Below are 24,770 nucleotides of genomic sequence, written 5' to 3'. Positions count from 1 at the left end.
TGTCTTATTTTTCTCTTTTATAAAACGGAGTTGCTACTGTAACTGCTTTTAATCGTTTATTTCTTATTTCAATTTCAACCTCTTGACCAAGTTCTGCAAATGTTACGTCAATTAAAGCTAGACCAATATTTTTCTTAAGCGTAGGAGATTGCGTTCCAGATGTAATTTGTCCAATTTGCTTATCTTCTACAAATACTGGGTAACCCGTACGAGGAATTCCTTTATCAATCATTTCAATACCAATACTTTTTCTTGGTACACCATTTTCTTTTTGTTCTATTAAAACAGATTTACCATTAAAATCTTGTTCTTTTTTTAGTTTTACTACAAAACCAATATTAGCTTCTAGTGGTGAGATATCTTTTGTAAGTTCTTGCCCGTAAAGTGGTAAACAAGCTTCAAAACGTAAAGTATCACGAGCACCTAGACCACACGGTAAAAGACCTTCCTCTTCACCTGCTTCTAAAATGCTGCTCCATAGAGCTGTTACATCATTTGCAGATGCGTATACCTCAAACCCATCTTCTCCCGTATAACCAGTACGAGAAACAATTACATTTTTACCCGCAACTTCGACATTATTTGCGAAACGGAAGAAACCTATTTCTTCTAAATTTTTGGTAGTCAGCTTTTGTAAAATAGATTGTGCCAATGGTCCTTGTAATGCAAGTAAGCCATAATCTTCTGATTTATTTACTAGTGTTACATCTCCAGATACATGTTCCTGCATCCAGTTAAAATCTTTTTCGATATTCCCGGCATTTACAACAAGAAGATAATGATTGTCTTCTATTTTGTAGATCAATAAATCATCGACAATTCCACCATCTTTATAACACATAGCAGTATATTGCGCTTGACCATTAACTAATTTCGAAACATCATTCGTCATAAGCTTTTGAAGATATTCTTCACTATCTGTACCAGTAAGAATTATTTCTCCCATATGAGAAACATCAAATAATCCTGCTTTCGTTCTAACCGCTTCATGCTCGGCTTTGATACTTGAAAATTGGACGGGAAGCTCCCAACCACCAAAATCAATGGTTTTTCCTCCGTAATTTGCATATACATCAAATAAAGGTGTTCGTTTCAACTGTTCTGCCAAAATACTCTCCTCCTTCACTATTTCCATACAAAAAGGACAGAATAACCCCTTTGATAAAATAGGGGTACTCTGTCCTGGGACCTGAAAGTTTACCAAAAATGGCTTTCCTCTTTGGTGGCTATACGTAGTATAAACGAAAGCGCTCTCCAGAGTTGCGTCCTATACGAGTTCTTTTGCCTGAGAGATTCATAATTTTCATTACTTGCTCCTTCGGCGACGCAACCAGTGCGTTCTCTCCCCGTATATTCATCCGCGATATCTCTATAACTCACTCTTTGTCTATATCCTAACATTCAAGTAATTCATAAGCAATACTTTTTAATAATTTTAGTTAAACACGAACATTTTTAATTAAATAAATTTTATCGTTCGCCTTTTAGTCGATTTACTTGAAATCCAGCGTACTCGGTAATTTGTCTAAGTGGTCTATGTTCTGTCCGGACCGTAATATGCGCAGCTTTTTTATAGAACCTTTTTCTTGTTCTATATAATTGCTCTAATTCTTCCCTTGAGCTGTTCTGCACAATAGGTCTATTTTTGTCATTTTTGATTCTCATCCAAATATCTTCAAAAGTTGCATCCAAATAAAGCACAAGTCCAGTTCTGCGCATTATTTCAATATTTTTTTCGTTCACAGCAACTCCACCACCAGTGGAAATGATGCATGATTCGTTTCGAAAATTTTCTAGAAAATCGGTCTCCACTTGTCGAAAGTAAGCTTCTCCTTCTTGCTCGAAAATCTCAGGAATCGTTCTTTTTTGCAATCTGACAATTTCTTTGTCCATATCATAGTAGGGCATTTTCAAATAAAAGCTCAGTCTTCTTCCAATTGCACTTTTACCACTGCCCATAAACCCAACTAAATATACTTTATACATGATTCACCAACTCACTAAATTCCAATTTTCTCGGCGCCAAAATTCCATCAAGTTATTCTTTATTATAGTGAGTGGCTCTTTTTATTACAACTTTAAAAAAAGTATACGCGCAAACTATCGCATATTTTGCGGATGAAATACCTTTATTTTTTCGATTGCTGCGCCGCTATAGAAAATCTCTAACGAATCGTACGTTTGGTATTTGGATTCATACGCAGCAGTCATGGAAAGTAGGAAGACAGTAATAATGAGCAATAGAATTACCGCTGCCAGCAAGAACACCCCTCTTTCATTCTGTATGATAGGTGACATAAAAAACTTGTTCCTTCTCTATATCATTTACAAAATTCACTTTCAGACGCAGTACGTTTCCTTCCAGTTCAACAAATAGAGAGTTAACATTTAATAACATCTGCTCGTGACCCTCCCAATTCTTTTGTTTACGTATTAAATCTTTATAATGCTCCACTTTATAATTTATGTGATTTTTCTTAATAATAATTCCTGAATTTGTATCATTAACTCTGATTGATTCTAAATCGGTTATAAATGAGTCTACATACTGGATGAACAATGCCCACTCTATTTCGGTAGTATCTGTAACCGCTGTCTCGGTCTTCGTCAACCACCACATAGTACCTGCTAATACTTGTGCAAAAAGCATAAATATTGCTAAATGAAGAATACCCTCTAGTAATGTGTAACCTGATTGATCACGGATTTTCATTTTATAATAGGTACACATTTACGCTGCTCCCCTCGCAACCCTTCATATTCTATACAAACATTTTCACTACTAATTTTGTAGATATAGTTAACTTTTTCAACTTGCATAACTCCAGTCGCATTATTTTCCACTGTATACATCTTAGCAATTTCATACATAACTAAGGATGAATGATAATCTCTTTTTTTATCCTCTAGTTGAACAGTCATACTATTTAAAAACGGTAGGATAGTAGTAGCAATTATAAATGTGATACTTAGTGAGAGAATGGTTTCTGGCCAAGAAAAGCCACGACTATTTCTCATAATTTACTACACCTCTGCCAATATAAAGAGTTATACGCTTTTCTCCTTTCTCCGTTATAAATAATAAGTTTCCAAAGTTTTCAATAGTGCCTTTTGGATGGAATTTCAATTGCTTTAACCTACTTTCATCTGATAAATAAATATTATTTGGCATATCCTTTTCGAACAAAATAACATTACCTACTTTTCCTTCATAGCTTCTACGCCTGTTCGTAAATTCTAAATAAGTAGATTTATATTCTCCAATAGAGACTGCCTGAAGTCTATGAATGTCCAATTGTAATTGCTGAAAGAATCTTTCCTCCTCTAAATCCTTCATTCTTGTAGAGTTAACAAATAGAACAGACGAGGATACTACCACAACAATCGACAAAACTAGCAGCATCTCAATCATCGTAAATCCTTTCTCGTTCCAACTAAATTTATTCATCTTTTGCTTATCCACTAGTCACTTTTCCAGTTACAGAATCAATAGTTATAGTTGCTCCATTTGGACACGATGTGTCGTTTTCAGGTAAAAAGCCATCTGTTTCAAGTTCTTCTAACGTAGGTATTGTTTTATGCTCAATTTTATATGCCGCAACCTGTCCCTCCACCATTTTCACAAATGCCTTACAGCTTTTATCATCAATACTGGCTGAATGCTTTGTCACGTTTGGAATAGATATTAGGATTAGCACAGATATAATCAGTAGCACAATCATCATTTCAATTAATGTAAAACCCCGGTTATTGTTCAGTATTTTTTTCATAATATCTCCCTTTACACAATATTAATCATGTTATAAATAGGCAATAATATTGCCAAATAAGCACCAATGATAAAAACAGCTAAAATCAAAAATAAAGTTGGTTGAACTATACTTATATAAAGAGATAGCTTCTTTTCAATTTCTTGACTGAGAAACTCACTATAAAGAGAAAGCTCTCTTCCTAAATAACCACTATTTTCACCATGCAAAACAAAATGAAATAGTTCTGTCGTAAAAGTGTTTAACAGGAACACTGCCTGAGAAAATGATTCACCACGTACAACCTGTTCTGTCATCTGTTCGCCGACAAATTGGAGCACCTCATGTTCCTCTTGAGATATTAGGGCCTTCAATGATTGCTGTAATGACATCCCACTTTCCAGGAGTCCACCCATCTCTCTTGCAAAAACTCTTGTTAATAGTAGCCGATACCAGCCTCTAACTATAGGCAATCTCAAATAAATAGCTAGTTGCCTATCTATTGGAAGTCTTCTCAGCAATATATACGACAAGATAAATAGACATCCAAAAATAATCGTGGTCATGAAAAAGAGATTGGGCATTTGCAAAAGATAGCTTGTCCATGTTAAAGATTGCTCGGACGCCTCATTTCCTCTAGAACCTATTAAAGCCTCCATATTCGGCAGAAAATATGTTCTAAACATCGTAAAGAGCAAGAATAGAATCATAAACAAAAATATCGGATACATTAATAGACTATTCAAGCGTTTTTTCGCAGATTCAAAAAATGCAGTATTCACACTTAATACAGCGATTGTTTGTTGTAATTGACCATGAACAGAAGCGAGATTCAACGGCAGCAGTAACCTACTTGGAAAACCTAATAACTTGAATACATCCACTACGTTTAAGCCATTACGTTGAACGTCAATTATTCTTTTACTTACAGTTTCTGAGTCTTTTACATGAAAGGGTAACAACATAGCCACCGACTCATGAAATGTATAGCCTTCCTTTAAAAGATCGCTTAATCTATTCAAAAAAGATGCATGCATATTTGGTGGAATAGTTTGATGCTTCCTATCCAAAAAGATTTTAGCCTTTTTCAATAACACCTTCTCTTACCCCTCTCTCAATTTGATAGGATAAAGAAAAGGGATACGGAATAAGAAAAGTTTTTCCAGATAGCATCGAGTGAAATGCTTCTTCTAACAATTCATCTGAAAGAATTTCAAATACAGCAGATAATTCAGATTCCATCCCTTCAGATGCAACTACTAGTCTCTGCGTAACTATGCCAGTAATCGTTTGCTTTAACTCTTCTGTAGTCACACCTAGATCTAAAAGCCGATAAAGCGACCCTACTCCATCTTTTGCATGAATCGTGGATACAACTAAATGTCCAGTTAGTGCGGCTTGGATAGCTGCTTTCGCTGTAGCCTCGTCTCTAATTTCCCCAATCATGATTACATCTGGCGAATGACGCAATATTGCCTTTAAACCAGTAGAATAGGTAACGCCTGAACGCTCATTTACTTGTATTTGAAGTAAGTGAGATTGACTATTCTCGACTGGATCCTCTAACGAAATGACATGTCGATTTAAATTTTCTGCACAATATTTGGTAAGTGAATACATAGTGGTGGATTTTCCAGAGCCAGTAGGACCAACAAATAAAATCAAGCCTTGTCGATTGTGCGCTAGTTCTACTATTTTTTCTGTAGCATCTCTAAAAAGTGAAAGGGAATGAATAATTTTTGCGTTGTCATGCTGTTGGAGGCGAATAACCATACTTTCCTTACCGAAAATTGAAGGAAGGGTAGAAACGCGAAATGAGAACTTATGAGAGTTAAAAATTTGTTGAAAGGAACCGCTTTGTGGCTTTCTTTTTTCGCTGATATCAAGAGAGGATAAAAACTTGAAGAATGAAATGATACGCTCACCTATATTCAGGGGGAGCTTGCCTGCTTCAAACATCTGAGAGTTCTTTTTAAAGAAATAAATATACTCTTCTTCATTTGGAATCATGTGTAAATCAGATGCACCAAATTTATGGGCTTTTTTAAGTATACTCAAACACTTTTGTTCGATTATATTTTCTACTTGTTGCATAAGTTTCCTTTCCCCAGATACAGGTTGCGACCGCATACAACTTGTACAATCTATTATACTTGCTTGTCCTTTAAAAAGAAAGTAGTTTTTTAAATTTTCTGTCATATCAATCAATTCAATAAGCTGTTTTCTAAAGATCGTTGTCATTGATATAGTTTACTTTGACTGATACCTATTTTTTCTCAAAAAATAATCAGATTAATAAATAGCATCGATACCTAAGAAACAATTATGTGACTATTTGTAATTTAATTCGTCATATAGATAACAGAATAAACTTAGAGGTGATTCAATGAAAAAGTATTTGTTCCTGATTTTATTGGTAAGTCTATTTTTACTTTCTGCTTGTAATAATGGAAAAACGCAATCATTAGAAGAATTTTATAAGGATGCAAAAATTGAAAGTGTAGAGAAAGTTATTATTCAAGATGGCTCAACCGGCTATTCAAAGACAATAGTTGAGCAAGAACAAATTGATGAATTTGTAACACTGATTAAAGGTGTCGTCTTTACGCCACAAGAAAACCAAGAAAAACGTGAAGGTTGGCGATATTGTATTTCCCTTTTTGATGGCGAGAAAGAATTCAATTTTACTCTAAATGAAATTGACAATATCTATTACGATTCAAGCCCAGATATTCATCCAATTGTGGATAACTATTACAAACAGTTAGACATTTTAGAAGAATAAATGCTCTTCTGCCCAAACATTAAGAATGAAATAATAAAAGTCAAAGAATTAAGAAGACTTTTTCTATAAATTGTTTTATTATTCTCCCTTTCGTGATTATAATAGGAACTAATAGCAGAAAGAAGGTAATTGCATGCCTAATACTTTAAAGCTTACAAATGCTTTAGCAGACGAAACTCGGTATTCTATTTATCTATATATCGTTGAACAAATTGAACCCGTAAATGTGCAACAAATTGCGGAACAATTCAGCATCCACCCTAATGTCGCAAGGCTTCATCTTACAAAATTAAATGAATCAAAGCTGATCACTTCTGAGCTGCTTAACAACAAAAAAGGTGGTCGCCCAGCTCGAATATACAAGCTTCCAGAAAAACCAATTTACTTAAGTTTTCCTAAGCAAGAAAATCATTTATTACTAGAGTGGTTATTGGAATTAGTTAATATGATGGGTACAGAGGCGCTTGATAAAGCCAAAAACATTAGTTATACTTCTGGGCGCAATTCTATACAAAATTTATCGTTAGAGCCACAAAGCTTTGATCAAAAAATGGAGTTATTATCGGCTGCTGCCCTATCTATAGGTTATATTCCAAAAATCGAAACTATAGAAGACAAACAAATTATTACATTCTCTATTTTTAATTGCCCTTATAAAGGACATTTATCCACGCATCCACATATTATTTGTAGTATTCATGAATCTTATTTAAAAGGACAGTTTGATGCATTGTTCCCAAATAATGAATTCGTTCAATTAGAAAGTAAACTAAATGACTGTAGCAATTGCGTATATCAAATAGAAGTTCTATAATGAATGCATAGATAATACATATTTGTGACAATGCAGTGTATAATGAGTAAAAGAAAACTAATAATCAGTTTACATCTACGAACACTTTCATTTATAATAAATATGAGAATTATTTGTATATAGTTGTAAAAGGAGGGACTACAAATGGGCAATATGTATAAAGTAATGGCTTTCTGGACAGGGATTTTTGCAGTTATGTTTTATTTAGGTGATATGACAGAAGCTTCTTTACTATTTTTAGCAAATACGGGATTATTCCTTCTTTTAGGGTTTTTAAACCTTTCAGAACGTATGTATATGTACATCTTCGGAGCTTACTTAATGTTCTTCTTCGCAGGTTTTACATATTACACAACTTTCATGCACGTACCAGGTGCAGGACATTAATAATTTATACTAAAAAAGCAGCTCCTTTACTGGGCTGCTTTTTTGAATTGTTATTATTTTGAGTACATCCACATCGTATATTATCCTTCAAAAAGCTAAAGCTATACATAGTGAGATTTCTAGAATCCATTCAAGAACGGATTGGTCTCCATTTCATCTTCTATCGTTGTGGAAGCACCATGACCTGGATAGATTAGGGTTGTTTCAGGCAACGTTAAAAGTTTCGAATGAATGGCCTTCATAAGCTCAGCCTGGTTCCCGCCAGGAAGATCCGTACGTCCGATACTATTTTGAAACAGTGTGTCTCCAACAATCGCAAAGTCTTCCTGTTTAAAATAATAGGTTATACTACCAGGCGAATGACCTGGTGTATATAATAATTCCATTTGAAATTCCCCAATTTTTAATTCTGGCTCACTATTTAATAAGAAATCTGCTTCACTGCAAATAATGGAAGGGATTTCCGCATACTTGGCAGAACCATTTTTAGTTGGATCCACCAACCACTTTTTCTCTGCTGCATGGATATATACCGGAATGTTAAAGCTCTCTCTCACCTCTTCAACTGCTCCGATATGGTCAAAATGAGCATGGGTCAATAGTATTGCTAATGGGTTAAGTTTTAAACGATGAAGCTCGCTTATTATTTTGTCCCCTTCTCCTCCTGGATCAAAAATTAAGCATTGCTTCTCCGAATTAGAAACAACATAACAATTAGTTTGGATATAGCCTAATGGATAAGTCCGAATGTTTAACATGATAATCACCTCTTTCTTATCTTAAACGATATATCCTCAATTGTTCAATATTTCACCACTTTTTTACTCGACAAAACGTATTATTAGAATTACAATAGAAGAGGAATATGCAAATGCGACATTCATTTTCTGATGTCGAAAGGAGTGTCTATTCATGAACTTATTAATCGTAATCTTTGCCCTAGTTACACTTTTAGCTGTAGTTGGCACATATCAAGCTTTTAAAGAAAAGAATGTATTGGGAGTATTGTTTAACTTTGGTACGTTCGCTGTTTTTGGCTTCTTTACTGTCATGACAGTCGTGAACCAAGGCTTCCCACCAAGTTTACACTAAAATGTAACAAAAAAGCTGTTATACATTTATTATGTATAGCAGCTTTTTTCTATTTATTAAAATATATCCATTTTTCTACTTTCAATGGATTAGTATTAATCCAATTTTCTTTTGAGTATCCTCCTAAACAAGTTTCTCCATTCGGTGAACAAGAAATAGGCTGTTCTCCAACTTCTCCCAAAATCACCTGACCATCTAAAGAGATTTTCGATAGAATACTCTTTTGGCTAGTATCATCCTGATTTCTCGACTCTGTTGCATTCAGTAACATAAATTCATCAGACGATACGATCGACATGGTCGGAATCACCCATTCGGAGTAATTGGAAACTGCAGGTGCTGTCCACTCCAACTTATTAGATCCATTCAGAGACTCCAAACGATACTCTAATTGTTTTTCCTCTTCGTTAATTTGAACGTAAACGATTGCTTCTCCGATATTGGTTACGTCTAATACTTTGTCTTCGCCAGTAGCCTTTAAGGTCTTATCTTTGATGGAGTAAAGGAAAAGCTCACTCCCATCTAAGCCTGACTCGGCCCATCTATAAACAGATAAATGATCCTCATCATACCATTTCACAAATGGATTTTCTATATCAATAGATGATAATGCTTGTGTCTCACCATCATATACAAATGTACTATAAGTCCAATCTTCATAAAAGGTAGAGAAAACTACTAAGTTTGGGTTTGTTGGATGCCAATCCATGTATATTTCTGAGGATTCAAATGATAGACTTTGCGTAACAAAACCGTTTTTATGTAGAAATTGAATTTCTGCGGATGAAGAGTCCTTAGATGTATGTAATAAAATCATTTCTTTCAAAGGATGAATAGTTCCCTGAATAATAGGAGTAGTCGTAGTATAGATCGTTTTCCAGGTGTTTGTCGGAACAGTATAGGTTTTAACCAACCACTGCCCTTTTTCCACAAATATAAAAGCTATTTCTTCGTTAGACATCCACCCAATCACACTATGAAAATCATTGTTGTTTAACAGCATAGAAGGAATATCTTGGTTAGTTTTTTCAACTACTTCGTTTTCGAATGTTATTTTGTCCTCTACTACCTGTTCTTTTTCAGGAATACTAGCTTTCATTTCAGAACACGCATGAAGGAAAACGGTAAAAAATAATAAAAGAACAATTTTTTTCAACATACTCCCCCCTTCTTACTTAGTTAGACGAATGAAAATTCATTTTGTTTCATAAAAAAGCACAGACAATAAAAATGTCTGTGCCTTTGTTAATTATCCTCTTTTAAAGCCTCATCTATTTTCAAGTTACCAGTCTTCAAATCATAGAAACGTAATAAATCGCCGCTAATAATTTGATCTGAATACCCTAATTCCTGAGTGGCTCTTTCTATATAAGGCTGACAGCTTTCGATCTCAATCTCTACACCTGTTGCATTATCATAACAAGCATTATTTGCATAAACAACTTTGTCCGTTACAAAACCCCCGTCACGGAAGACAACAAATTCTTCATGCTCTTCTGAGAACAAATCTGCTCCGAGCTGCATATCTTTCGATGTATCAACACCTAAAGCATGTAAAATAGTTGGTCGTAAATCAATTTGACCGGAAGTTTCCGTCACCTCTTTTCCTTTACCACTATTTGGAATGTGGACGAATAGAGGAACACGTTGAAGCTTTGTAGATTCATATGGAGTAATTTCTTTTTCTAAATATTGCTCCATCGCTTTATTATGATTTTCAGAGATACCATAGTGATCTCCGTACATAACGATAATCGAGTTATCATACAAACCTTGTTCCTTTAAATCCTCAAAAAATAATTTCAATGCTTCGTCCATATATCGGACAGATTGGAAGTATCTATTGAGTGTATTAGAATTGGAATTGTACTCAGGAATCAACTTGTCTTCTTCATCTAAAGTAAAAGGATGATGATTTGTTAGTGTTATTAAGCGCGAATAAAATGGTTGAGGCATATCTGCCATCAAATCAACTGATTGCTCGAGGAAAGGAATATCCTTCATTCCCCAGTTAACTGCATCCTCTTCATTCACTACAAAACTTTGTTCATCATAATACTTTTGAATATCTAGAGCTCTATACATAATGTCTCGATTCCAGAAACTTTTGTTATTAGGATGCAATACGTTTGTAAAATATCCTTCTTCACCTAAGCTTTCTGCCATCGAATGGAATGTATTCCCACTATGTGTAAAGAATACTGCACCTCCACCCAATGGATGTAGAGAATTTTCTAAAATAAACTCGGAGTCAGACGTTTTTCCTAACCCTGTTTGATGATAAAAATTAGAGAAATAATAAGTATCTTTATCTTGTGTTAATGAATTTAAAAACGGCGTAACTTCATGACCATTCATATCATTATTTATAACGAAAGACTGTAACGACTCCATTGAAACAACGATTAAATTTCGATCTTTGGCAACTCCAAACATATCTTCGTTAGCATCTACTTGGTTTGATCTTACATAGTTATTAACTTCTACTAGTTCACTTCCATCAGCAAGCGCTCTTTGAGCATGTGATTTAGATTGGATATAAATATCATATAAATGATAGTTATATGGTCCGATATTTTTTACAAGCATTTCACGATCAAAGCTTCGTGTTAATAATTGTGGTCGTTCGATTTCAGATAACCCTAAGTTTAAAAATAGAATCGCAGCGGCCATAACAAAATAAGCCTTTTTTACTGCTGGCTTAATAGCCGTAACTTTTTCTCCAATTTTCAACCACTTTAATGCAATAATGATAATAGCAACATCTGTGAAAAAGAAAATATCTGTTAAAAAGATGCTTTCTGCCGCGGATGAACCTAAATCACCAAAATTACTCGTTTGGAATAGCACCGGAATAGTGATGAAATCAGTAAAGAAACGGTAAAATACAGCGTTCGCATAAATAATAGCTGAAAGTACTATACTTGCGATTACTATATATCTATTTCTGCCTTTAGGACTCTTAAAGAATAAAGAAAGTCCATATATAAACAGTAAAAAACTCAGCGGGTTTATAAAAAGTATCAGTTGTTGCATCATGTTTTCAATATCCATGTCAAAGCTGGTGTGGTAAACAATATATGTTTTTATCCATGTAGCCACAATAGCAAGAATTAGAATAGAATGTGTTGGCCAATTGTTCTTCCTCATGCCTACATCTCCCTTTTTTACTTCGTTAAAATAGTTAAAACAACAGAATTTATCTTAATCCTTTCTTTACAATAAATCAATAAAAAAGAAGTAGGATTATGATACAATTGTACAAGTCTTTTATACCATACCCTATATAAGACGGATTCAATCCATAAAAAGTTTCACTTTTTTTATAAAAATAAGCAAATAGCATAGCGAAACCTCAACAAGGCTGATTTTCGCTCTAGGCGTACGCTAAGATTAAACAAGGAATTATGTAAATGAATTATTATCCAAATTTTACTTTAACAGTGGATTAAAGGCACTACACTCATATGTCTATTTGCTGTTCTTCTAAAATCATAAAACGTCAGAGCAAAATCAACTCTGACGTGTATTATATTTTACTATTATTTAGTTCTTTTCTCAACAATAACATTGCTACCTGAAAGTCTTTTGCCTCAATCATTTGCATGTTATACAGTTCCCTAATTTCATCTTCCATCATTTCTAAATCAGCTATACGATCCTTCGTATATACATATATTCCAAATCGTTTTAAAAGTTGCATTACATCGTATACTGAATTCATACTACTCATCCTTCTCACGATTCTGTTTACACAATAAAATTTCGTTCTGTGTAATTATTTTATCGACAGGCAAATCAAATACATTTGTTTCGACATCTTCCACCACCTGCATTTGAAAAGCCAATGACAGTGTATCTCCATGATAGTTCATAAGGAAACGGTCATAATAGCCTCCTCCAAACCCGATACGATATCCTTTTTCGTTATAAACAATACCAGGAACTACTATTAGATCAATCTCCTGTGGAGTGAATGCTTTTGTTAGTAGTGGATTTGGCTCGAGTAAGTGCATATATACCCGCTCTAACTGGTCGAAATTTTGTATTTGATAAAAAATCATTGATTTATCCGACGGTTTGCATTTAGGCACTACAACATTTTTCCCTATAACCCATAACTGTTTAATAATACCCCATGTATTGACTTCTGGGAAGCTTGATATCGTCAGTGCGATCGTAGAAGCATCAGAAGAGGCAATATATCTCAAAAACTGCTCTTCAATTTGTCTCGAATAATTAGTATATGTCATCTCGTCTAAAGCTGTTAACTTCTCTCTCATCGCGTTCCTTGTTAGTTTCTTTGTCATCTTCATCCCTCCATACAATAGAAAAAAACCAAAACCATACGAGGTTTTGGTTTAGGTTATTATTTAGTTTCTCTATGAAGAGTCATTTTCTTATCACGTGAGCAATATTTTTTAAGTTCAAGACGTTCTGGATTGTTACGCTTGTTTTTCTTAGAAATATAGTTGCGCTCTCCGCAATCTGTACAAGCTAATGTAATATTAACGCGCATGGTTGTCCCTCCCACTCTTTGTCAGGATTAAATATAAAACTTGAGCATGATTTATACGACTAACCAATTATAGCATATATCCAAATAAAATCTACTATTAACACAGGAAATTATTCAAAGTTTTTTTGGATATGGTAGTATGAGAATATAATTATAACAATAGAGGTGAAAACTATGGACTTTTCCGTCATCATAATGATTATTGGCATTGTATTAATAGCAATTTCTTTTTTCTTCAAGGATTCCTCCAAAAAGGTCGAAACGGAACTAGAAGATCTTTCATTAACCGTTTATCAAGAAACGAGCGCACTCAAGCGTAGACTTAAAGTGGTGGAGGAAGAATTACTCATCGAACCTTCCAAAGTCACTTTACCAGTAAAAAAACAAGCAAAACCCGTCATACATGATATTATAAAGAACCAAGTGTTAGAGCTTCATAAGCAAGGTTATTCGTTAAACGAAATTAGTGCCCGTTCCTCTTTAAACATTGATGACATTAAATATGTGATCGGTGGTGGGAAGTAATGAACAAAACCATTCGAAATATAGGCATTGGATTATTTCTCGCTGGTGCTGCCTTTCAAATAGAAGGAATCCTAACCGATGAGGATATTACTTCAACAAATGCTATTTCACAGGAATCCTATGATCAGGCACAGCAAGAGCTTACAGATGTTAAAAAACAACTAGCACAGCTTCAGCTCGATTTAAATTCGGCACAGCAAGCCCAAACAAATGAACCTGAAGATACTACTACAACGGAATCACCCGCCGAGCCAACAACATCAGAATTAGCGATGACTTTATCTATACAAGTAGGAATGACTTCCTCAGAGATAAGTGCAAAATTACAGGAAGAAGGTATTATTCAAAATAGTGTCGATTTGGATAATTATTTGTCCGACCAAGGTTTAGCAGGGCGAATTCAAGTAGGAAACTACGAGCTCACTCCTTCCATGTCTTTGAAACAAATCGCCGAAACAATCACACGCTAAAAATAATAACGCACCTAATTTTAAAGATTCTATCCTTATATACTTTAGCTAATCATATTATGGCAGGTGATATGCAGTGCCCAATAAAATTAAGGAGTAATTATCACTATGTGATTGGAGTGGAATCTGACGACGACTTCTGCGGAATGTGTGAGACAGATGAGATATCACACGCGACGCGCATCCGACGGTGAAAGCTCATCGCTCCCCCCGCGAAACTCGTCCACTTGAAACAGAAAGAAAAAATTTTATATACTTTTAAAAAATAAACACGCCATTTTTCCCAAACAGAAAAATGGCGTGTTTTTATCATACAATGAAGTATTAATTATTTAATTCGTAATGCTTTCCTTTTAATAAATATAAAAGACGTTCTGCAATATTAGTTGCGTGGTCTGCTGATCGCTCCAAATAACGACACACAAACGATAATTGAGTAACTTGACTAAGCTGGGCAGGATTATTTATACCTGCAGTCAGAAGTGTACGAATAATATGTCCATACATTTCATCAACTTCATCATCCAATTTTGCTATGCTTTTAGCTTCTTCCATATTCTCGTTCGTAAACGCATCAAGAACCTGTTTAAGCATTTTAATTGTTTTAACGCGCATTTCTTCAAGCATAACAATCGGCTCAATATGCTCATCTTTTCCGATACGAATAGTTTCCTTGGCAATATTACAAGCATAATCACCAATTCGTTCCATATCTGCAGCAATTTTAACGAGCACCATTAATCTTCTTAAATCAGTTGCGACTGGTTGTTGCTTTGCTATTAGCAAAATAACACGGTCATTTATTTCTTCTTCCATATGGTTAATATGTTCATCATTTTCGAGCACGGAAAGTGCCCCTTCTATGTCTTTCTCAAAAAGGAAACTCATTGAATTGTCTAATGTGTCAATAGCTGTATTACTTAAATCTAGTAACAAAGACTGAACTTGGTTTAAATCTGCATCGAACTTCTCTCTGCCTACCATATCAAATAACCCCTTTCATCATCCAAAACGACCTGATATATAATCCTCTGTACGCTTATCTTCAGGTGTTGAAAAAATAACATCTGTCGAATCAAACTCCACCACTTCTCCGTTTAAGAAAAATGCCGTCTTATCCGATATACGTGCTGCTTGTTGCATATTATGTGTTACGATAATGATTGAATAGTCTTCCTTCAACTCTTGTATTAATTCTTCTACTTTTAGTGTAGAGATCGGATCTAGTGCTGAAGTCGGTTCATCCATTAATATTACATCTGGTTCGATAGCAAGACATCTAGCTATACAAATACGTTGCTGTTGTCCACCAGACAAACTATACGCATTCGTATTTAGTCGATCCTTCACTTCATCCCAAATAGCAGCGCCACGTAAACTTTTCTCCACGATCTGGTCTAAGATCTTTTTGCTTTTTATCCCATGGATTCTCGGACCATATGCAATATTATCGTAAATAGATTTTGGAAATGGATTCGGCTTTTGGAAAACCATTCCTACTTTCGTACGAAGTTCTTCTACACCGTAATTCGCATCAAAGATGTTACGTTCACGGTAGAGGATTTCTCCAGACGTTTTAACTGTTGGTACTAATTCTACCATACGATTTAAGGTTTTGATATATGTGGATTTCCCACAACCAGATGGCCCTATTATAGCAGTAACTTCATTTTCTTTAATTTGTAAATCAATATTTTTTAGTGCGTGATGATTACCGTACCATAAGTTCAACTTTTGTGTATCGTATACAATACTAGACGCATCTATTTGACTTGCTGACCCTTTTTTAAACGATTGTACCATTTTAGTTCCTCCTAATATTCATCGCGTTTAATATCGTTTTGAGAATTTATTTCGGATAAAGATAGCAATGGAGTTCATAATGAGCAAGAAGATCATGAGCACCAGAATCCCAGCAGATGCAACGTATTGGAATGCCTCTTGCGGTCTTTTTGCCCAATCATAAATTTGCATAGGCAGTGCTGTAAATTGGCTAAGTAAATTTTCCGGTAAAAAATGAACGATTACTGGAATACCAATTACTACTAAAGGTGCTGTTTCTCCAACTGCTCGAGAAAGTGCTAAAATTGCTCCAGTTAAAATACCAGGTATAGCTGAGGGCAACACCACATTTAAAATCGTTTGCCATTTTGTCGCACCCATACCGTATGATGCCTCACGCACATCTTGTGGTACAGCTCTTATTGCTTCTTGCGCCCCAACAATAATGACTGGAAGTATGAGCAGGCTCATCGTAAAACCAGCAGCCAATACACTATTCCCTAGTGCCAGAGCCCGAACAAAAATCGTTAAACCTAGTAAACCGAAAACAACAGATGGAACTCCTGCTAGGTTAGAAATGTTCATTCGAATAAAATCATTTAATTTATTTTTTGTTGCATACTCTTCTAGATAAATTGCTGTCCCCACACCAAGGATAATGGATACAGGTGCAACTACACACATCAACCAAATAGAACCGATCAATGCAGCTTTAATACCTGCTTTTTCCGGGACACGCGATCCAAAATTTTGGAAAAATTCAGGTGTTAAATAACCTACACCCTGAGAGATAATTCTGTAAAACAGAACAGCCAACACTAGTAGCGCAAATAATGTCGCTGCAAAAAAGATAGTTTTAAAAATACCATTTACTATTAATCGTTTGTTCATTTTCTTTACAACTGCTTCATGATTCACATATCTCATATTAATACTCCTCCCGATACTTTTTGGAAATAACGTGAGCAAGATAGTTCATTAGCAGTGTAAAGAGGAATAGAGTAAATCCAACTGCATAAATGGAGTAATAAATTGTTGTTCCATAACCCGCATCACCTGAAGATACTTGAACAATATACGCGGTCATTGTTTGAATGGACTCTGTAACATTCCAGTCGAATTTAGGCGTAGATCCACCTGCAAGTGAAACAATCATTGTTTCACCAATTGCCCTTGATACTGCTAGAACAACGGAAGCAGTGATTCCTGAAAGTGCAGCTGGCAATACAACCTTCAAAGCTACTTCTAATTTTGTTGAACCCATAGCTAAAGCACCCTCACGGATCGAATTAGGTACGGAGGACATTGCATCTTCTGATAACGATGCAATCATTGGTAAAATCATTACGCCTACAACAATACCTGGACTTAGCGCATTAAAAATCTTTAAATCCGGTATAAACTGTTGAAGTAAAGGTGTAACAAATGTTAATGCAAAGAAACCATATACAATGGTAGGAACTCCTGCTAACACTTCTAAAATAGGTTTGATAATTCTTCTTGTTTTATCAGAAGCATATTCACTTAAGAATATCGCTGAAGCAATACCAAATGGTACTGCTACAATTACAGCTATACCAGTTACCTTTAATGTTCCAGCTATTAAAGGTAGAATTCCAAATAATTGTTCTGTGTTTGCAAAAGGAAACCATTCTGTTCCAAACAAAAAGTCTGTAACTTTTACTTGTTTAAAAAATATAACTGTTTCAACAATTAATGTTCCAACAATACCAAATGTCGTTAGCACAGAAACAGAAGCAATTAATAAAAGAATAATTGGAATCATCTTTTCTATTAATTTCTTTTGTTTTTTGCCACTCGATTTCTGGATAAGCTCTTGTACCGAAAACTTTTCAGCACTCTGCTTTTGACCCACGGTGAATCCCCCTTTTACCAAAACGCAAGAAATGAGTAGCAGGAGCTACCCATTCCTCACCTTTTAACGTTTACCTATTTTGCAGCTTATTTTAGACCTTCTAGAGTAGACAGACCCTCTTCATAATCAGCATCCGGAAGTCGTACATATCCAACTGCTTCAGCCATATCTCCAGCATTTTCAAGAGAATATTTCATGAAATCATACAATGCAGCATTTTCTGCAAGAGCCTTGTTACTCACGTATGTGAATAGTGGACGTGAAAGTGGAGAATATTCCCCAGATTCAATTGTTTCGTTAGTAGGCTCTACACCATTAATTTTAACAGCTTTAAGAGTATCTTGGTTCGCTAAGTAGTACGCGTAACCGAAGAATCCAATTGCATTTTTATCAGCTTGTACACCTTGTACTAATACGTTATCATCTTCAGAAAGTGTTGCAGCTTTTACTAAATCAGCTTCATCAAGAACTACCTCATCAAAATAGTCATACGTCCCTGAATCTGTACCAGGAGAGTAGAAAATAATTTCTTCTGCTGGCCAATCTGGATTGATGTCAGACCATTTTTTAGTCGTTCCATCTTCGATCCACATTTTCTTTAAATCTTCAATTGTTACATCTTCAATCCAATCGTTATCTTTACTTACTACTACAGTTAACCCGTCGTTAGCAAGTTTAAATTCTGTATAATCAATTCCAGCAGCAGCTAATTTTTCTTTTTCTTCGTCTTTAATTGGACGAGAGGCATTTGAAAAATCTGTTGTACCAGCGATAAATTTTTCAAATCCACCACCAGTTCCTGATACACCAACTGTTACTTGAACTTTCTCTTGTACTCCTGCATATTCTTCAACTAGTGCTTCCATAATTGGAGCTACAGTACTTGAACCATCTCCAGAAACTTTCCCTTCAACTACTGCTTCGTCTTTAGTATCACCTGTAGAAGCCTCTTCTGATTTTGTTTCATTTTCAACTTCATCTTTAGTTGTATTATCTCCACATGCTGCTAGTGCAAGTGCAGAACCAACCATTGTTGTCAACATAAAATACTTCCAGCTTTTCATCAGGTAAATCCCCCTATATGTTTTGTTTTCTTTTTCTTACAAGCTTTACTTTAAAGGTTGTATGTTTAGTCGGTATGAATGTCATGTAAAGCTTTTGTAAATAGAATCGTGTGGAAGGTTGTAATATTTTGTTGTGTTTGGAGTGATAATTATTTGTAAACAATAAAGTACCTAGGAAAGAAGAAAAGAATTCATCGAACAGTGACCTCTTTACAATGAAATGCGCAGTAACACACCTAAGCATTAACCTCTAAGATAGTCGCTATCGGTTTAGAAATACTTTGAAATCGCATTCCGAGCTTTTGCGACTAGGAAGGCACAGATTTTAGATTAGTTAGAGTATAGCTCATAAAGGTAAGGGATAGATTTACAGTTTCGAAAGTAAATCGCACTTAAGGGTGACATGTCAAAGCAAGTAATGGATTTTTAGGAGAGATATATCTTTTGAAAGAAGGTTCTATACAATTGCGGACTACTAATTGAGCCAGGAAAAGAAATCAGCTGAATCTTTTACTTCGATCAACACTAATTACTTAAAAGTTAATATTGAATTTCTTGGGATGAGTTTGTTTTTACAAAACAAAAAAGGAAGTGATCACTCACTTCCCTTATACTCCCCATTAGGCAATCAATTATTCAGTTTCTTCTTCATCAATTTTAGCATTTGTAAATGCTGGTTTAATCAGTGAACTACTTGAAGTTGAATCGTCCGTTGCTGTTGCATTATTTTTTTGCTTGATTTCAAAATATTTATCGACAAGTCTCCGTGCGATTGGTGTGGAATAATTTGTTTTATAAACAGATTCCAACGAAGCGTGAGGAATAACAAGTGCATAAGCTATTTCTGGATTATCATATGGAGCAAAACCAACATGGGTTAAGTTTACAGTCCCAAATGTTCGCCATAAGTCAGCATCAAAATAGCTAGCTTGGGCAGTCCCCGTTTTACCTGCTCCGGTAAATGGAGCGTCTGCAAAGGCGCCTCTTGCAGTTCCCCTAGAGCCAAAATACACTTGCTTCATACCTTGACGAACCCGTTCAATTTCCTCACGCGTGTTATCTACTGTATTTAATATAGTAGGAGTTATCTCTTTTACTACTTTGCCTAATCGGACACCATCCTCTGAAGGCTGTCTAATTTCCTTGACTACGTGAGGTTGAATTCTATTACCACCGTTAGCTAGAGTAGAAATAAATTGAGCAAGCTGCAATGTAGTGTACGTATCAAACTGTCCAATACTTAAATCTAGCAGCTTACCATCCTCGAATCCACCAGTGCTTCCGGTTACCTCTCCGGGCAGGTCAATGCCTGTTAATGCACCGAGTCCAAGTTGAGCATAACCACTTCTCATTTTAAGGAAGGCATCTGTTCCAAAGTTAATCGACTGATTCGGTCGATAAGTACTACCAGCAACTCCAAATGCTGTTTTGAACATATATACGTTGGAGGAACGCTCTAACGCTTGTATATCATTCAATCGAACACTACCATATCGATTAAATACAGAGCTTTTAGGTTCCGAACCTTTAATCCTAATTGGTTCATCTATTAAATAGGATCCGATTTGATATACTCCCTCACGGTAACCTGTAAGAATAGTCCCTGGCTTTACAGTGGAACCAACTTCATATGCATTAGTAAACGCACCAAATGCATAGTCATTAATTTCCTTCACACCTGTTTTCTCATTTTTATCAATTCGTTTACCTACTAGTGAAAGTACTTCACCAGTATACGGGTCTAACATGATAAAATAAGCATTTTTTAAATATTGGGCACCATAGTTTTTACTTAAGTTTAGCAATTCTTCCGCAAGAATCTCTTCATGTGCTAATTGAATTTCACTATCCATTGTTAACACTAGATCTTTTCCTGGTTCTCCTTCGAACACCGTTTGAATATCAATAACTCTTCCTTTGCCATCGGTGATATTTTTGACAACACTTTTTTGCCCTTGAAGAACTTCCTCATATTGTTGTTCAATATAACTTGTCCCTACACGATCATTACGTGAATAGTCTCGTGATAGAAAATAATCTAGTTTATCTTTTGGAATACCTACTTTTGGTAATGTCGTGGATCCCAGTATTGCTAGAGAAGAAGTTTTTACTCTTCTCCAATCCGTTGTCGTATTTACACCTTCTAATTCACTTAATCTTTCAGAAACCCGTGCAAATTCTTCCACAGTGACCTCTTCTTTCACGTCATCTCCTTTAATAATCTGAGGAGATAATGCATACCCAGAAGCCATTTCTCGATAGATAGCAATGATTTCTAATTCTTCCGGACTAAAGGAATTCAACTGGTCCTCCGGAATTCTACTTCTAGTTAAACGATCAATTTCTCTATTACGATCTTTCTTTTCAATTGTTTCATCTGCTGCTATTTTTTTACGTTCCTCGTCTGTCACTAACTCTAGTGCTTCTTCAGGATACTTTCGCAACCAGTAGTCTTGCAAGTCACTCTTCGTAATTCCTTTTGCATTTTTTTCTATTAAATTACTTAATATCTCTGCAATTTCATACATATCTTTCGATTTTGTTGTTTGCATTTTTGTATAAGTAATCGCTCTTTGTGGAAGATTGTCGACCATTATTCTCCCTTCACTATCGAAAATTCGGCCACGAGGCACACTAGTATTCACAGGGACCTCTTCGGTACGGGCTAAAGCTCGCGTGTAATCTTCTCCTTGAACGATTTGTAAATAGCCTAAACGAAGTATAAGCATTGTAAAAAGTACAAATATCGAGAAAAACAGTATGTTCATACGAAAAGTAATATTAGCTCGTTGTTTTGCTTTCATATTTTGTGCGCGTTTTTTTGGATTTTTTCGCATGAGTTCACCTTCTTTGTTTAAAAAATTTCCTATGTACAGTGTAACATAAAAAGCATACACTTTTAGACGAAAAAGTGTGTGCTTGGTTTCATTTGTTTTGAAGATTATTTCGCTAAAGCAAAATAATTGTATTCCTGTTTTTAAGTTCTTCCCTCACCCCATTTCCCCTCCAATTCTTATCCCCCCTCTTTTCACCCCTTTTTCCTTATCTCTCTACTGATATTAAGTTCTTCCCTTTTTTGCCCCTTTCAGGCTCTCTTTCAGGCTTTTAAACGAGCTTAAAATGTAATGAAGTTGGAACGTAGTAGGCATAGGGATAAAGGGGTAAGGGATGGTTCTCAGGCGTTTTTTCAGGCTTTTCTCCCCTCTTCTTTCTCAGGCTTGCAAGGCGACAAACCCTTTTTTCATCAACTTTTTCGGGCATAAAAAAAGAACCAGAGTGGCGTACCAACGGTACGCTTCTCTGATTCCATTTCGAGCTATTTTGTTATTCTGCTCCTGCTTTTCTTCCTACTCTGCGTACCAACTTAATATCAGCAGGTACGAACTTTGTTACAGAAGGAAGAACTTAAAAACGTGGAGACATAATAGAATTAAGGGGTAAGGATTACAAAAAATAATAGCTATATATATCTCTTTATTCTTTATAATTATAATGCGTAAGCTTATTATTTATCCCTATTCAAGATCTTATATCCTTTTTTAACACTGACCTTAACTGCTCAATTGTTAGTACACCATCTTTTTTCTATGAATAATGACAATTTGCACAAATTTCAAAAATTAAAATGTATAATTAAAAAACGGAAATATAATAGCAAGAATATGTCAAAGGGAGAGATTAATTTGACTACATTGTCATTTGGAGATCAATTGCAAATAAAATCAAGTGATTTCCAGCCATTAGATATTGAAGGAATACACATCGATGATCACCTTAATGATTTAAAAAAACTTAATCCAAAAGATGAAAATGATAAGGAGGAAATAGAAGCCATTCAAAATCTGATTGACTCTGAAATTATTGATCTAAATAATTCTTTTATAGTTAAATCCTATAAATTAATCATTAGATCAGTTTTAGAAATTGAAGATGTAAAATCTAAAGTTAAAGCTCAATCTCATAGAATTACTCACGAAGAGTTTGTAAATTGCAAAATACAAAAGCAAAATTCAAGTTATTTTGGATTTTTCTGTCCTATATATTTAATGAACCTTGAATATGAGGATGAAGTAACTGTTCATTATTATGGCAAGACAAATTCAGCATCACCAAGATTTTATAATCACAAAAAATTAAATCAGTTTATTGCAAATGATCAATTAGAACAACATAATAAAAAATTATTACTTACTCAAGTTTTTGTTACATTCTGTTACCAAAATAAAACTTATGAGGACATACCACTTGAATGGATAAATTTTGAAGTAGATAAAAATGATAAGCAAAGAAAAAAATTACTCTTACAATTAAAAAAACTTAAAGGAGATAAAAGAATCAGTTATATAAAAGAGATCGATAAAATAATTTTCTTTATTGAAAACTTCCTTATATACTATGGATCTGGCGGAAACGATTCAATACAGATGCTTAGATCACTTTATCAAATTTATACTCCAAATATAAATATATATTTTGAAAATGGTGAAGAATTTGTTGCGAATTCAAGTCCTAAATCCCACGATGATGCAACTATGCCAAACATTCATTATATTGGTGAAATTAATGACTATGAAGAGGATAAGAATAGTAACATCCTTTCACTAACTAATATAAATGAAGAATTTACTTGCCATGATTGTATTACCGAAAGACATGATTATGAATTTTGGAGAGTAAAATCCGATTTCTCTAAAAATGAGGAACAGGATTTCTGGTGGGACATAGATGTTCACAACATAGATTAGTATAAGTAAGTGCATGGATCATATGATTATAGATAAAAAAATCATATGATTCATTTTCTAATATTAAAAATAACACAATTCTAAAAGTCGAAATTTACCGCTTTCTTTACGAAACTTTGTTTTCGGTAAAGATTTTTAGTTAGTAAAGAATAGGAGTAAGGAGAAAAAAGATCATATCCAATTATTCATACTTTTACCACAGTCTCCTTTCACCCCAATTCCCTCAGATTTAGGTATCCCTACCTCTTTACCTTGCTAACAAATCTCCTTTTTATTTTAACATCTTCGTTTCTTTTTCCTTTTTGATATCTATGTTTCTCTAAAGTTCTTTTCTTTTAGGATTCGATTGCTCGAATGTCATTTTAACTTTCCGTTCTATTTCTATACTCTTCAAGCAGATTTTTTATTGCCTTTCCTGTTCTGAAACAGTAGATGAAAAGCCCAGTTATCGTAATGCTTTTATTAAAAGACGTTGCATAATACCAATGGATTCTTTCTACGAGTGGAAAAAGCAAGATTGTGGTGAGACACCCGTGCGAATCAAAATGAAATCCGATGAAGTTTTGCGTTGCGGGTTTATGGGAATCATGGAAGTCTCCAGAGGGGAAAACCATTCATTCTTGTACGATTTTGACAACGGAAGCAAACTCGTTAGTATCCGATATACATGACCGTATGCCTGTGATTTTAAGACCTGAAGATGAAAAGATATGGTTAACTAAACTACAAGAAAAAGAAACATTGAAAAGGTTGTTAATCCCTTACGATGCATCCTTCATGGAGGCTTATGCTGTTTCCAGTGAGGTGAATTCACCGAAAAATAATCACAGAGGACTATTAAACTCTCTGTAAATAAAAACGACCACCTATAGACTATAGGTGGTCGTTCTATGTTTTATTAAAGATTAACATTTCATGATTATTGAACTAAAATGTTGCTTCAGTTTATCAACCTTTTCCTT

General features: G+C 34.8%; 28 protein-coding genes, 1 pseudogene and 1 riboswitch. Of the genes and pseudogenes, 8 read left to right on the top strand and 21 right to left on the bottom strand.

The genetic code is table 11. The features are described from left to right. Nucleotides 1-4 precede the first annotated feature (4 nt). The 9 genes from gcvT to comGA all read right to left on the bottom strand — a co-directional run bounded on the left by gcvT (nt 5) and on the right by comGA (nt 5,843). Nucleotides 5-1,135 (bottom strand): glycine cleavage system aminomethyltransferase GcvT, encoded by a 1,131-nt coding sequence (gene gcvT / locus BLR36_RS05285; protein ID WP_093060797.1) that lies wholly within the window; start codon nt 1,133-1,135, stop codon nt 5-7. Nucleotides 1,136-1,263: 128 nt separating this feature from the next. After that, nucleotides 1,264-1,358: riboswitch (glycine riboswitch) on the bottom strand. Nucleotides 1,359-1,470: 112 nt separating this feature from the next. Continuing rightward, the gene (locus BLR36_RS05280) at nt 1,471-1,986 is read right to left on the bottom strand and encodes a shikimate kinase (protein ID WP_093060673.1); all 516 of its coding nucleotides are present in this window, start codon (nt 1,984-1,986) and stop codon (nt 1,471-1,473) included. A 114-nt stretch (nt 1,987-2,100) separates the two neighbouring features. Next, entirely contained in the window at nt 2,101-2,262 is a 162-nt protein-coding gene (locus BLR36_RS18730) for a hypothetical protein (RefSeq protein ID WP_175453971.1), read from the bottom strand. Between the two features lie 13 nt (nt 2,263-2,275). After that, a complete protein-coding gene (gene comGF / locus BLR36_RS05275; protein ID WP_093060672.1) occupies nt 2,276-2,731 on the bottom strand; it encodes a competence type IV pilus minor pilin ComGF in 456 nt (151 codons plus the stop codon). Further along, complete coding sequence (locus tag BLR36_RS05270; RefSeq protein ID WP_093060671.1) at nt 2,710-3,018, bottom strand: hypothetical protein; 309 nt, start codon at nt 3,016-3,018, stop codon at nt 2,710-2,712. The genes comGF and BLR36_RS05270 overlap by 22 nt, the downstream gene beginning before the upstream one ends. Beyond that, the gene (comGD, locus tag BLR36_RS05265; RefSeq protein WP_139185064.1) at nt 3,008-3,448 is read right to left on the bottom strand and encodes a competence type IV pilus minor pilin ComGD; all 441 of its coding nucleotides are present in this window, start codon (nt 3,446-3,448) and stop codon (nt 3,008-3,010) included. The genes BLR36_RS05270 and comGD overlap by 11 nt, the downstream gene beginning before the upstream one ends. A gap of 7 nt (nt 3,449-3,455) precedes the next feature. After that, a complete protein-coding gene (gene comGC / locus BLR36_RS05260; protein WP_093060669.1) occupies nt 3,456-3,770 on the bottom strand; it encodes a competence type IV pilus major pilin ComGC in 315 nt (104 codons plus the stop codon). Nucleotides 3,771-3,781: 11 nt separating this feature from the next. Further along, complete coding sequence (comGB, locus tag BLR36_RS05255; RefSeq protein WP_139185063.1) at nt 3,782-4,840, bottom strand: competence type IV pilus assembly protein ComGB; 1,059 nt, start codon at nt 4,838-4,840, stop codon at nt 3,782-3,784. After that, nucleotides 4,827-5,843, bottom strand: coding sequence for a competence type IV pilus ATPase ComGA (gene comGA, locus BLR36_RS05250; RefSeq protein WP_093060796.1), 1,017 nt, complete (start codon nt 5,841-5,843; stop codon nt 4,827-4,829). Before comGA ends, comGB begins: the two co-directional genes overlap by 14 nt. 292 nt (nt 5,844-6,135) lie before the next feature. On the opposite strand from comGA, the gene BLR36_RS05245 reads away from it, so the two are divergent. The 3 genes from BLR36_RS05245 (at nt 6,136) to BLR36_RS05235 (ending at nt 7,735) form a co-directional block, all read left to right on the top strand. Next, a complete protein-coding gene (locus BLR36_RS05245) occupies nt 6,136-6,534 on the top strand; it encodes a hypothetical protein (protein ID WP_093060667.1) in 399 nt (132 codons plus the stop codon). A gap of 133 nt (nt 6,535-6,667) precedes the next feature. Beyond that, nucleotides 6,668-7,348, top strand: a complete 681-nt coding sequence (locus BLR36_RS05240) for a helix-turn-helix transcriptional regulator (RefSeq protein WP_093060666.1) — start codon at nt 6,668-6,670, stop codon at nt 7,346-7,348. 144 nt (nt 7,349-7,492) lie between these two features. After that, entirely contained in the window at nt 7,493-7,735 is a 243-nt protein-coding gene (locus tag BLR36_RS05235) for a DUF2626 family protein (protein WP_090563733.1), read from the top strand. 119 nt (nt 7,736-7,854) lie between these two features. Here the strand turns inward: BLR36_RS05235 and BLR36_RS05230 are convergent, their stop codons facing one another. Beyond that, nucleotides 7,855-8,493: an MBL fold metallo-hydrolase gene (locus BLR36_RS05230; protein WP_093060665.1), complete on the bottom strand. Its 639-nt coding sequence runs from the start codon at nt 8,491-8,493 to the stop codon at nt 7,855-7,857. 154 nt (nt 8,494-8,647) lie between these two features. On the opposite strand from BLR36_RS05230, the gene BLR36_RS05225 reads away from it, so the two are divergent. Further along, nucleotides 8,648-8,827, top strand: coding sequence for a DUF2759 domain-containing protein (locus BLR36_RS05225; RefSeq protein WP_093060664.1), 180 nt, complete (start codon nt 8,648-8,650; stop codon nt 8,825-8,827). Between the two features lie 49 nt (nt 8,828-8,876). On the opposite strand, the gene BLR36_RS05220 is transcribed toward BLR36_RS05225, so the two are convergent. The 5 genes from BLR36_RS05220 to rpmG all read right to left on the bottom strand — a co-directional run bounded on the left by BLR36_RS05220 (nt 8,877) and on the right by rpmG (nt 13,346). After that, nucleotides 8,877-9,983 carry a YqgU-like beta propeller domain-containing protein gene (locus BLR36_RS05220; RefSeq protein ID WP_093060663.1) on the bottom strand — a complete coding sequence of 369 codons (1,107 nt, stop codon included), beginning with the start codon at nt 9,981-9,983 and terminating at the stop codon, nt 8,877-8,879. Nucleotides 9,984-10,072: 89 nt separating this feature from the next. Next, on the bottom strand, nt 10,073-11,977 hold the full coding sequence (locus tag BLR36_RS05215) for an LTA synthase family protein (protein ID WP_093060662.1): 1,905 nt from the start codon (nt 11,975-11,977) through the stop codon (nt 10,073-10,075). A 379-nt stretch (nt 11,978-12,356) separates the two neighbouring features. Then, entirely contained in the window at nt 12,357-12,551 is a 195-nt protein-coding gene (locus BLR36_RS05210; protein ID WP_093060661.1) for a YqgQ family protein, read from the bottom strand. 1 nt (nt 12,552) lies between these two features. Next, complete coding sequence (locus tag BLR36_RS05205) at nt 12,553-13,137, bottom strand: 5-formyltetrahydrofolate cyclo-ligase (RefSeq protein ID WP_175453970.1); 585 nt, start codon at nt 13,135-13,137, stop codon at nt 12,553-12,555. A 59-nt stretch (nt 13,138-13,196) separates the two neighbouring features. Next, nucleotides 13,197-13,346, bottom strand: coding sequence for a 50S ribosomal protein L33 (gene rpmG / locus BLR36_RS05200; RefSeq protein WP_090563747.1), 150 nt, complete (start codon nt 13,344-13,346; stop codon nt 13,197-13,199). A 174-nt stretch (nt 13,347-13,520) separates the two neighbouring features. Here rpmG and BLR36_RS05195 point away from each other — a divergent pair, with 174 nt between their 5' ends. Beyond that, nucleotides 13,521-13,871, top strand: coding sequence for a hypothetical protein (locus BLR36_RS05195; protein ID WP_093060659.1), 351 nt, complete (start codon nt 13,521-13,523; stop codon nt 13,869-13,871). After that, a complete protein-coding gene (locus BLR36_RS05190) occupies nt 13,871-14,341 on the top strand; it encodes an endolytic transglycosylase MltG (protein WP_093060658.1) in 471 nt (156 codons plus the stop codon). Before BLR36_RS05195 ends, BLR36_RS05190 begins: the two co-directional genes overlap by 1 nt. A 324-nt stretch (nt 14,342-14,665) precedes the next feature. On the opposite strand, the gene phoU is transcribed toward BLR36_RS05190, so the two are convergent. From phoU to BLR36_RS05160, 6 genes are all read right to left on the bottom strand, one after another. After that, a complete protein-coding gene (gene phoU, locus BLR36_RS05185; RefSeq protein ID WP_093060657.1) occupies nt 14,666-15,325 on the bottom strand; it encodes a phosphate signaling complex protein PhoU in 660 nt (219 codons plus the stop codon). Between the two features lie 18 nt (nt 15,326-15,343). After that, complete coding sequence (gene pstB / locus BLR36_RS05180) at nt 15,344-16,144, bottom strand: phosphate ABC transporter ATP-binding protein PstB (protein WP_093060656.1); 801 nt, start codon at nt 16,142-16,144, stop codon at nt 15,344-15,346. Nucleotides 16,145-16,171: 27 nt separating this feature from the next. Beyond that, nucleotides 16,172-17,050: a phosphate ABC transporter permease PstA gene (gene pstA, locus BLR36_RS05175; protein ID WP_093060655.1), complete on the bottom strand. Its 879-nt coding sequence runs from the start codon at nt 17,048-17,050 to the stop codon at nt 16,172-16,174. A gap of 1 nt (nt 17,051) precedes the next feature. After that, on the bottom strand, nt 17,052-17,909 hold the full coding sequence (gene pstC / locus BLR36_RS05170; protein WP_371326700.1) for a phosphate ABC transporter permease subunit PstC: 858 nt from the start codon (nt 17,907-17,909) through the stop codon (nt 17,052-17,054). Between the two features lie 176 nt (nt 17,910-18,085). Beyond that, nucleotides 18,086-19,063 carry a PstS family phosphate ABC transporter substrate-binding protein gene (locus tag BLR36_RS05165; RefSeq protein ID WP_093060653.1) on the bottom strand — a complete coding sequence of 326 codons (978 nt, stop codon included), beginning with the start codon at nt 19,061-19,063 and terminating at the stop codon, nt 18,086-18,088. 632 nt (nt 19,064-19,695) lie between these two features. Further along, nucleotides 19,696-21,900 (bottom strand): peptidoglycan D,D-transpeptidase FtsI family protein, encoded by a 2,205-nt coding sequence (locus tag BLR36_RS05160; protein WP_093060652.1) that lies wholly within the window; start codon nt 21,898-21,900, stop codon nt 19,696-19,698. 846 nt (nt 21,901-22,746) lie between these two features. Between BLR36_RS05160 and BLR36_RS05155 the strand changes: the two genes are divergently transcribed. Both BLR36_RS05155 and BLR36_RS19215 read left to right on the top strand, forming a co-directional pair. Beyond that, nucleotides 22,747-23,808, top strand: a complete 1,062-nt coding sequence (locus BLR36_RS05155) for a hypothetical protein (protein WP_093060651.1) — start codon at nt 22,747-22,749, stop codon at nt 23,806-23,808. Between the two features lie 359 nt (nt 23,809-24,167). Then, nucleotides 24,168-24,660 (top strand): annotated as a pseudogene (locus BLR36_RS19215) (SOS response-associated peptidase). Nucleotides 24,661-24,770 lie beyond the last annotated feature (110 nt).

Source organism: Psychrobacillus sp. OK028, assembly GCF_900103605.1.
GTDB lineage: Bacteria > Bacillota > Bacilli > Bacillales_A > Planococcaceae > Psychrobacillus.
This window is presented reverse-complemented; position numbering and strand designations above follow the sequence as displayed.

Excerpts from the sequence above, each read along its gene's own strand:
- BLR36_RS05270 (WP_093060671.1), bottom strand. The coding sequence starts at position 3,018 with ATGAGAAATAGTCGTGGCTTTTCTTGGCCAGAAACCATTCTCTCACTA.
- BLR36_RS05280 (WP_093060673.1), bottom strand. The coding sequence starts at position 1,986 with ATGTATAAAGTATATTTAGTTGGGTTTATGGGCAGTGGTAAAAGTGCA.
- pstA (WP_093060655.1), bottom strand. The coding sequence starts at position 17,050 with ATGAGATATGTGAATCATGAAGCAGTTGTAAAGAAAATGAACAAACGA.
- pstB (WP_093060656.1), bottom strand. The coding sequence starts at position 16,144 with ATGGTACAATCGTTTAAAAAAGGGTCAGCAAGTCAAATAGATGCGTCT.
- BLR36_RS05165 (WP_093060653.1), bottom strand. The coding sequence starts at position 19,063 with ATGAAAAGCTGGAAGTATTTTATGTTGACAACAATGGTTGGTTCTGCA.
- comGC (WP_093060669.1), bottom strand. The coding sequence starts at position 3,770 with ATGAAAAAAATACTGAACAATAACCGGGGTTTTACATTAATTGAAATG.
- pstC (WP_371326700.1), bottom strand. The coding sequence starts at position 17,909 with ATGATTCCAATTATTCTTTTATTAATTGCTTCTGTTTCTGTGCTAACG.
- BLR36_RS05240 (WP_093060666.1), top strand. The coding sequence starts at position 6,668 with ATGCCTAATACTTTAAAGCTTACAAATGCTTTAGCAGACGAAACTCGG.
- gcvT (WP_093060797.1), bottom strand. The coding sequence starts at position 1,135 with ATGGAAATAGTGAAGGAGGAGAGTATTTTGGCAGAACAGTTGAAACGA.
- comGD (WP_139185064.1), bottom strand. The coding sequence starts at position 3,448 with ATGAATAAATTTAGTTGGAACGAGAAAGGATTTACGATGATTGAGATG.
- phoU (WP_093060657.1), bottom strand. The coding sequence starts at position 15,325 with ATGGTAGGCAGAGAGAAGTTCGATGCAGATTTAAACCAAGTTCAGTCT.
- BLR36_RS05245 (WP_093060667.1), top strand. The coding sequence starts at position 6,136 with ATGAAAAAGTATTTGTTCCTGATTTTATTGGTAAGTCTATTTTTACTT.
- BLR36_RS05215 (WP_093060662.1), bottom strand. The coding sequence starts at position 11,977 with ATGAGGAAGAACAATTGGCCAACACATTCTATTCTAATTCTTGCTATT.
- BLR36_RS05160 (WP_093060652.1), bottom strand. The coding sequence starts at position 21,900 with ATGCGAAAAAATCCAAAAAAACGCGCACAAAATATGAAAGCAAAACAA.
- BLR36_RS05205 (WP_175453970.1), bottom strand. The coding sequence starts at position 13,137 with ATGACAAAGAAACTAACAAGGAACGCGATGAGAGAGAAGTTAACAGCT.
- comGA (WP_093060796.1), bottom strand. The coding sequence starts at position 5,843 with ATGCAACAAGTAGAAAATATAATCGAACAAAAGTGTTTGAGTATACTT.
- comGF (WP_093060672.1), bottom strand. The coding sequence starts at position 2,731 with ATGTGTACCTATTATAAAATGAAAATCCGTGATCAATCAGGTTACACA.
- BLR36_RS05235 (WP_090563733.1), top strand. The coding sequence starts at position 7,493 with ATGGGCAATATGTATAAAGTAATGGCTTTCTGGACAGGGATTTTTGCA.
- BLR36_RS05230 (WP_093060665.1), bottom strand. The coding sequence starts at position 8,493 with ATGTTAAACATTCGGACTTATCCATTAGGCTATATCCAAACTAATTGT.
- rpmG (WP_090563747.1), bottom strand. The coding sequence starts at position 13,346 with ATGCGCGTTAATATTACATTAGCTTGTACAGATTGCGGAGAGCGCAAC.
- BLR36_RS05210 (WP_093060661.1), bottom strand. The coding sequence starts at position 12,551 with ATGAATTCAGTATACGATGTAATGCAACTTTTAAAACGATTTGGAATA.
- BLR36_RS05195 (WP_093060659.1), top strand. The coding sequence starts at position 13,521 with ATGGACTTTTCCGTCATCATAATGATTATTGGCATTGTATTAATAGCA.
- BLR36_RS05225 (WP_093060664.1), top strand. The coding sequence starts at position 8,648 with ATGAACTTATTAATCGTAATCTTTGCCCTAGTTACACTTTTAGCTGTA.
- BLR36_RS05190 (WP_093060658.1), top strand. The coding sequence starts at position 13,871 with ATGAACAAAACCATTCGAAATATAGGCATTGGATTATTTCTCGCTGGT.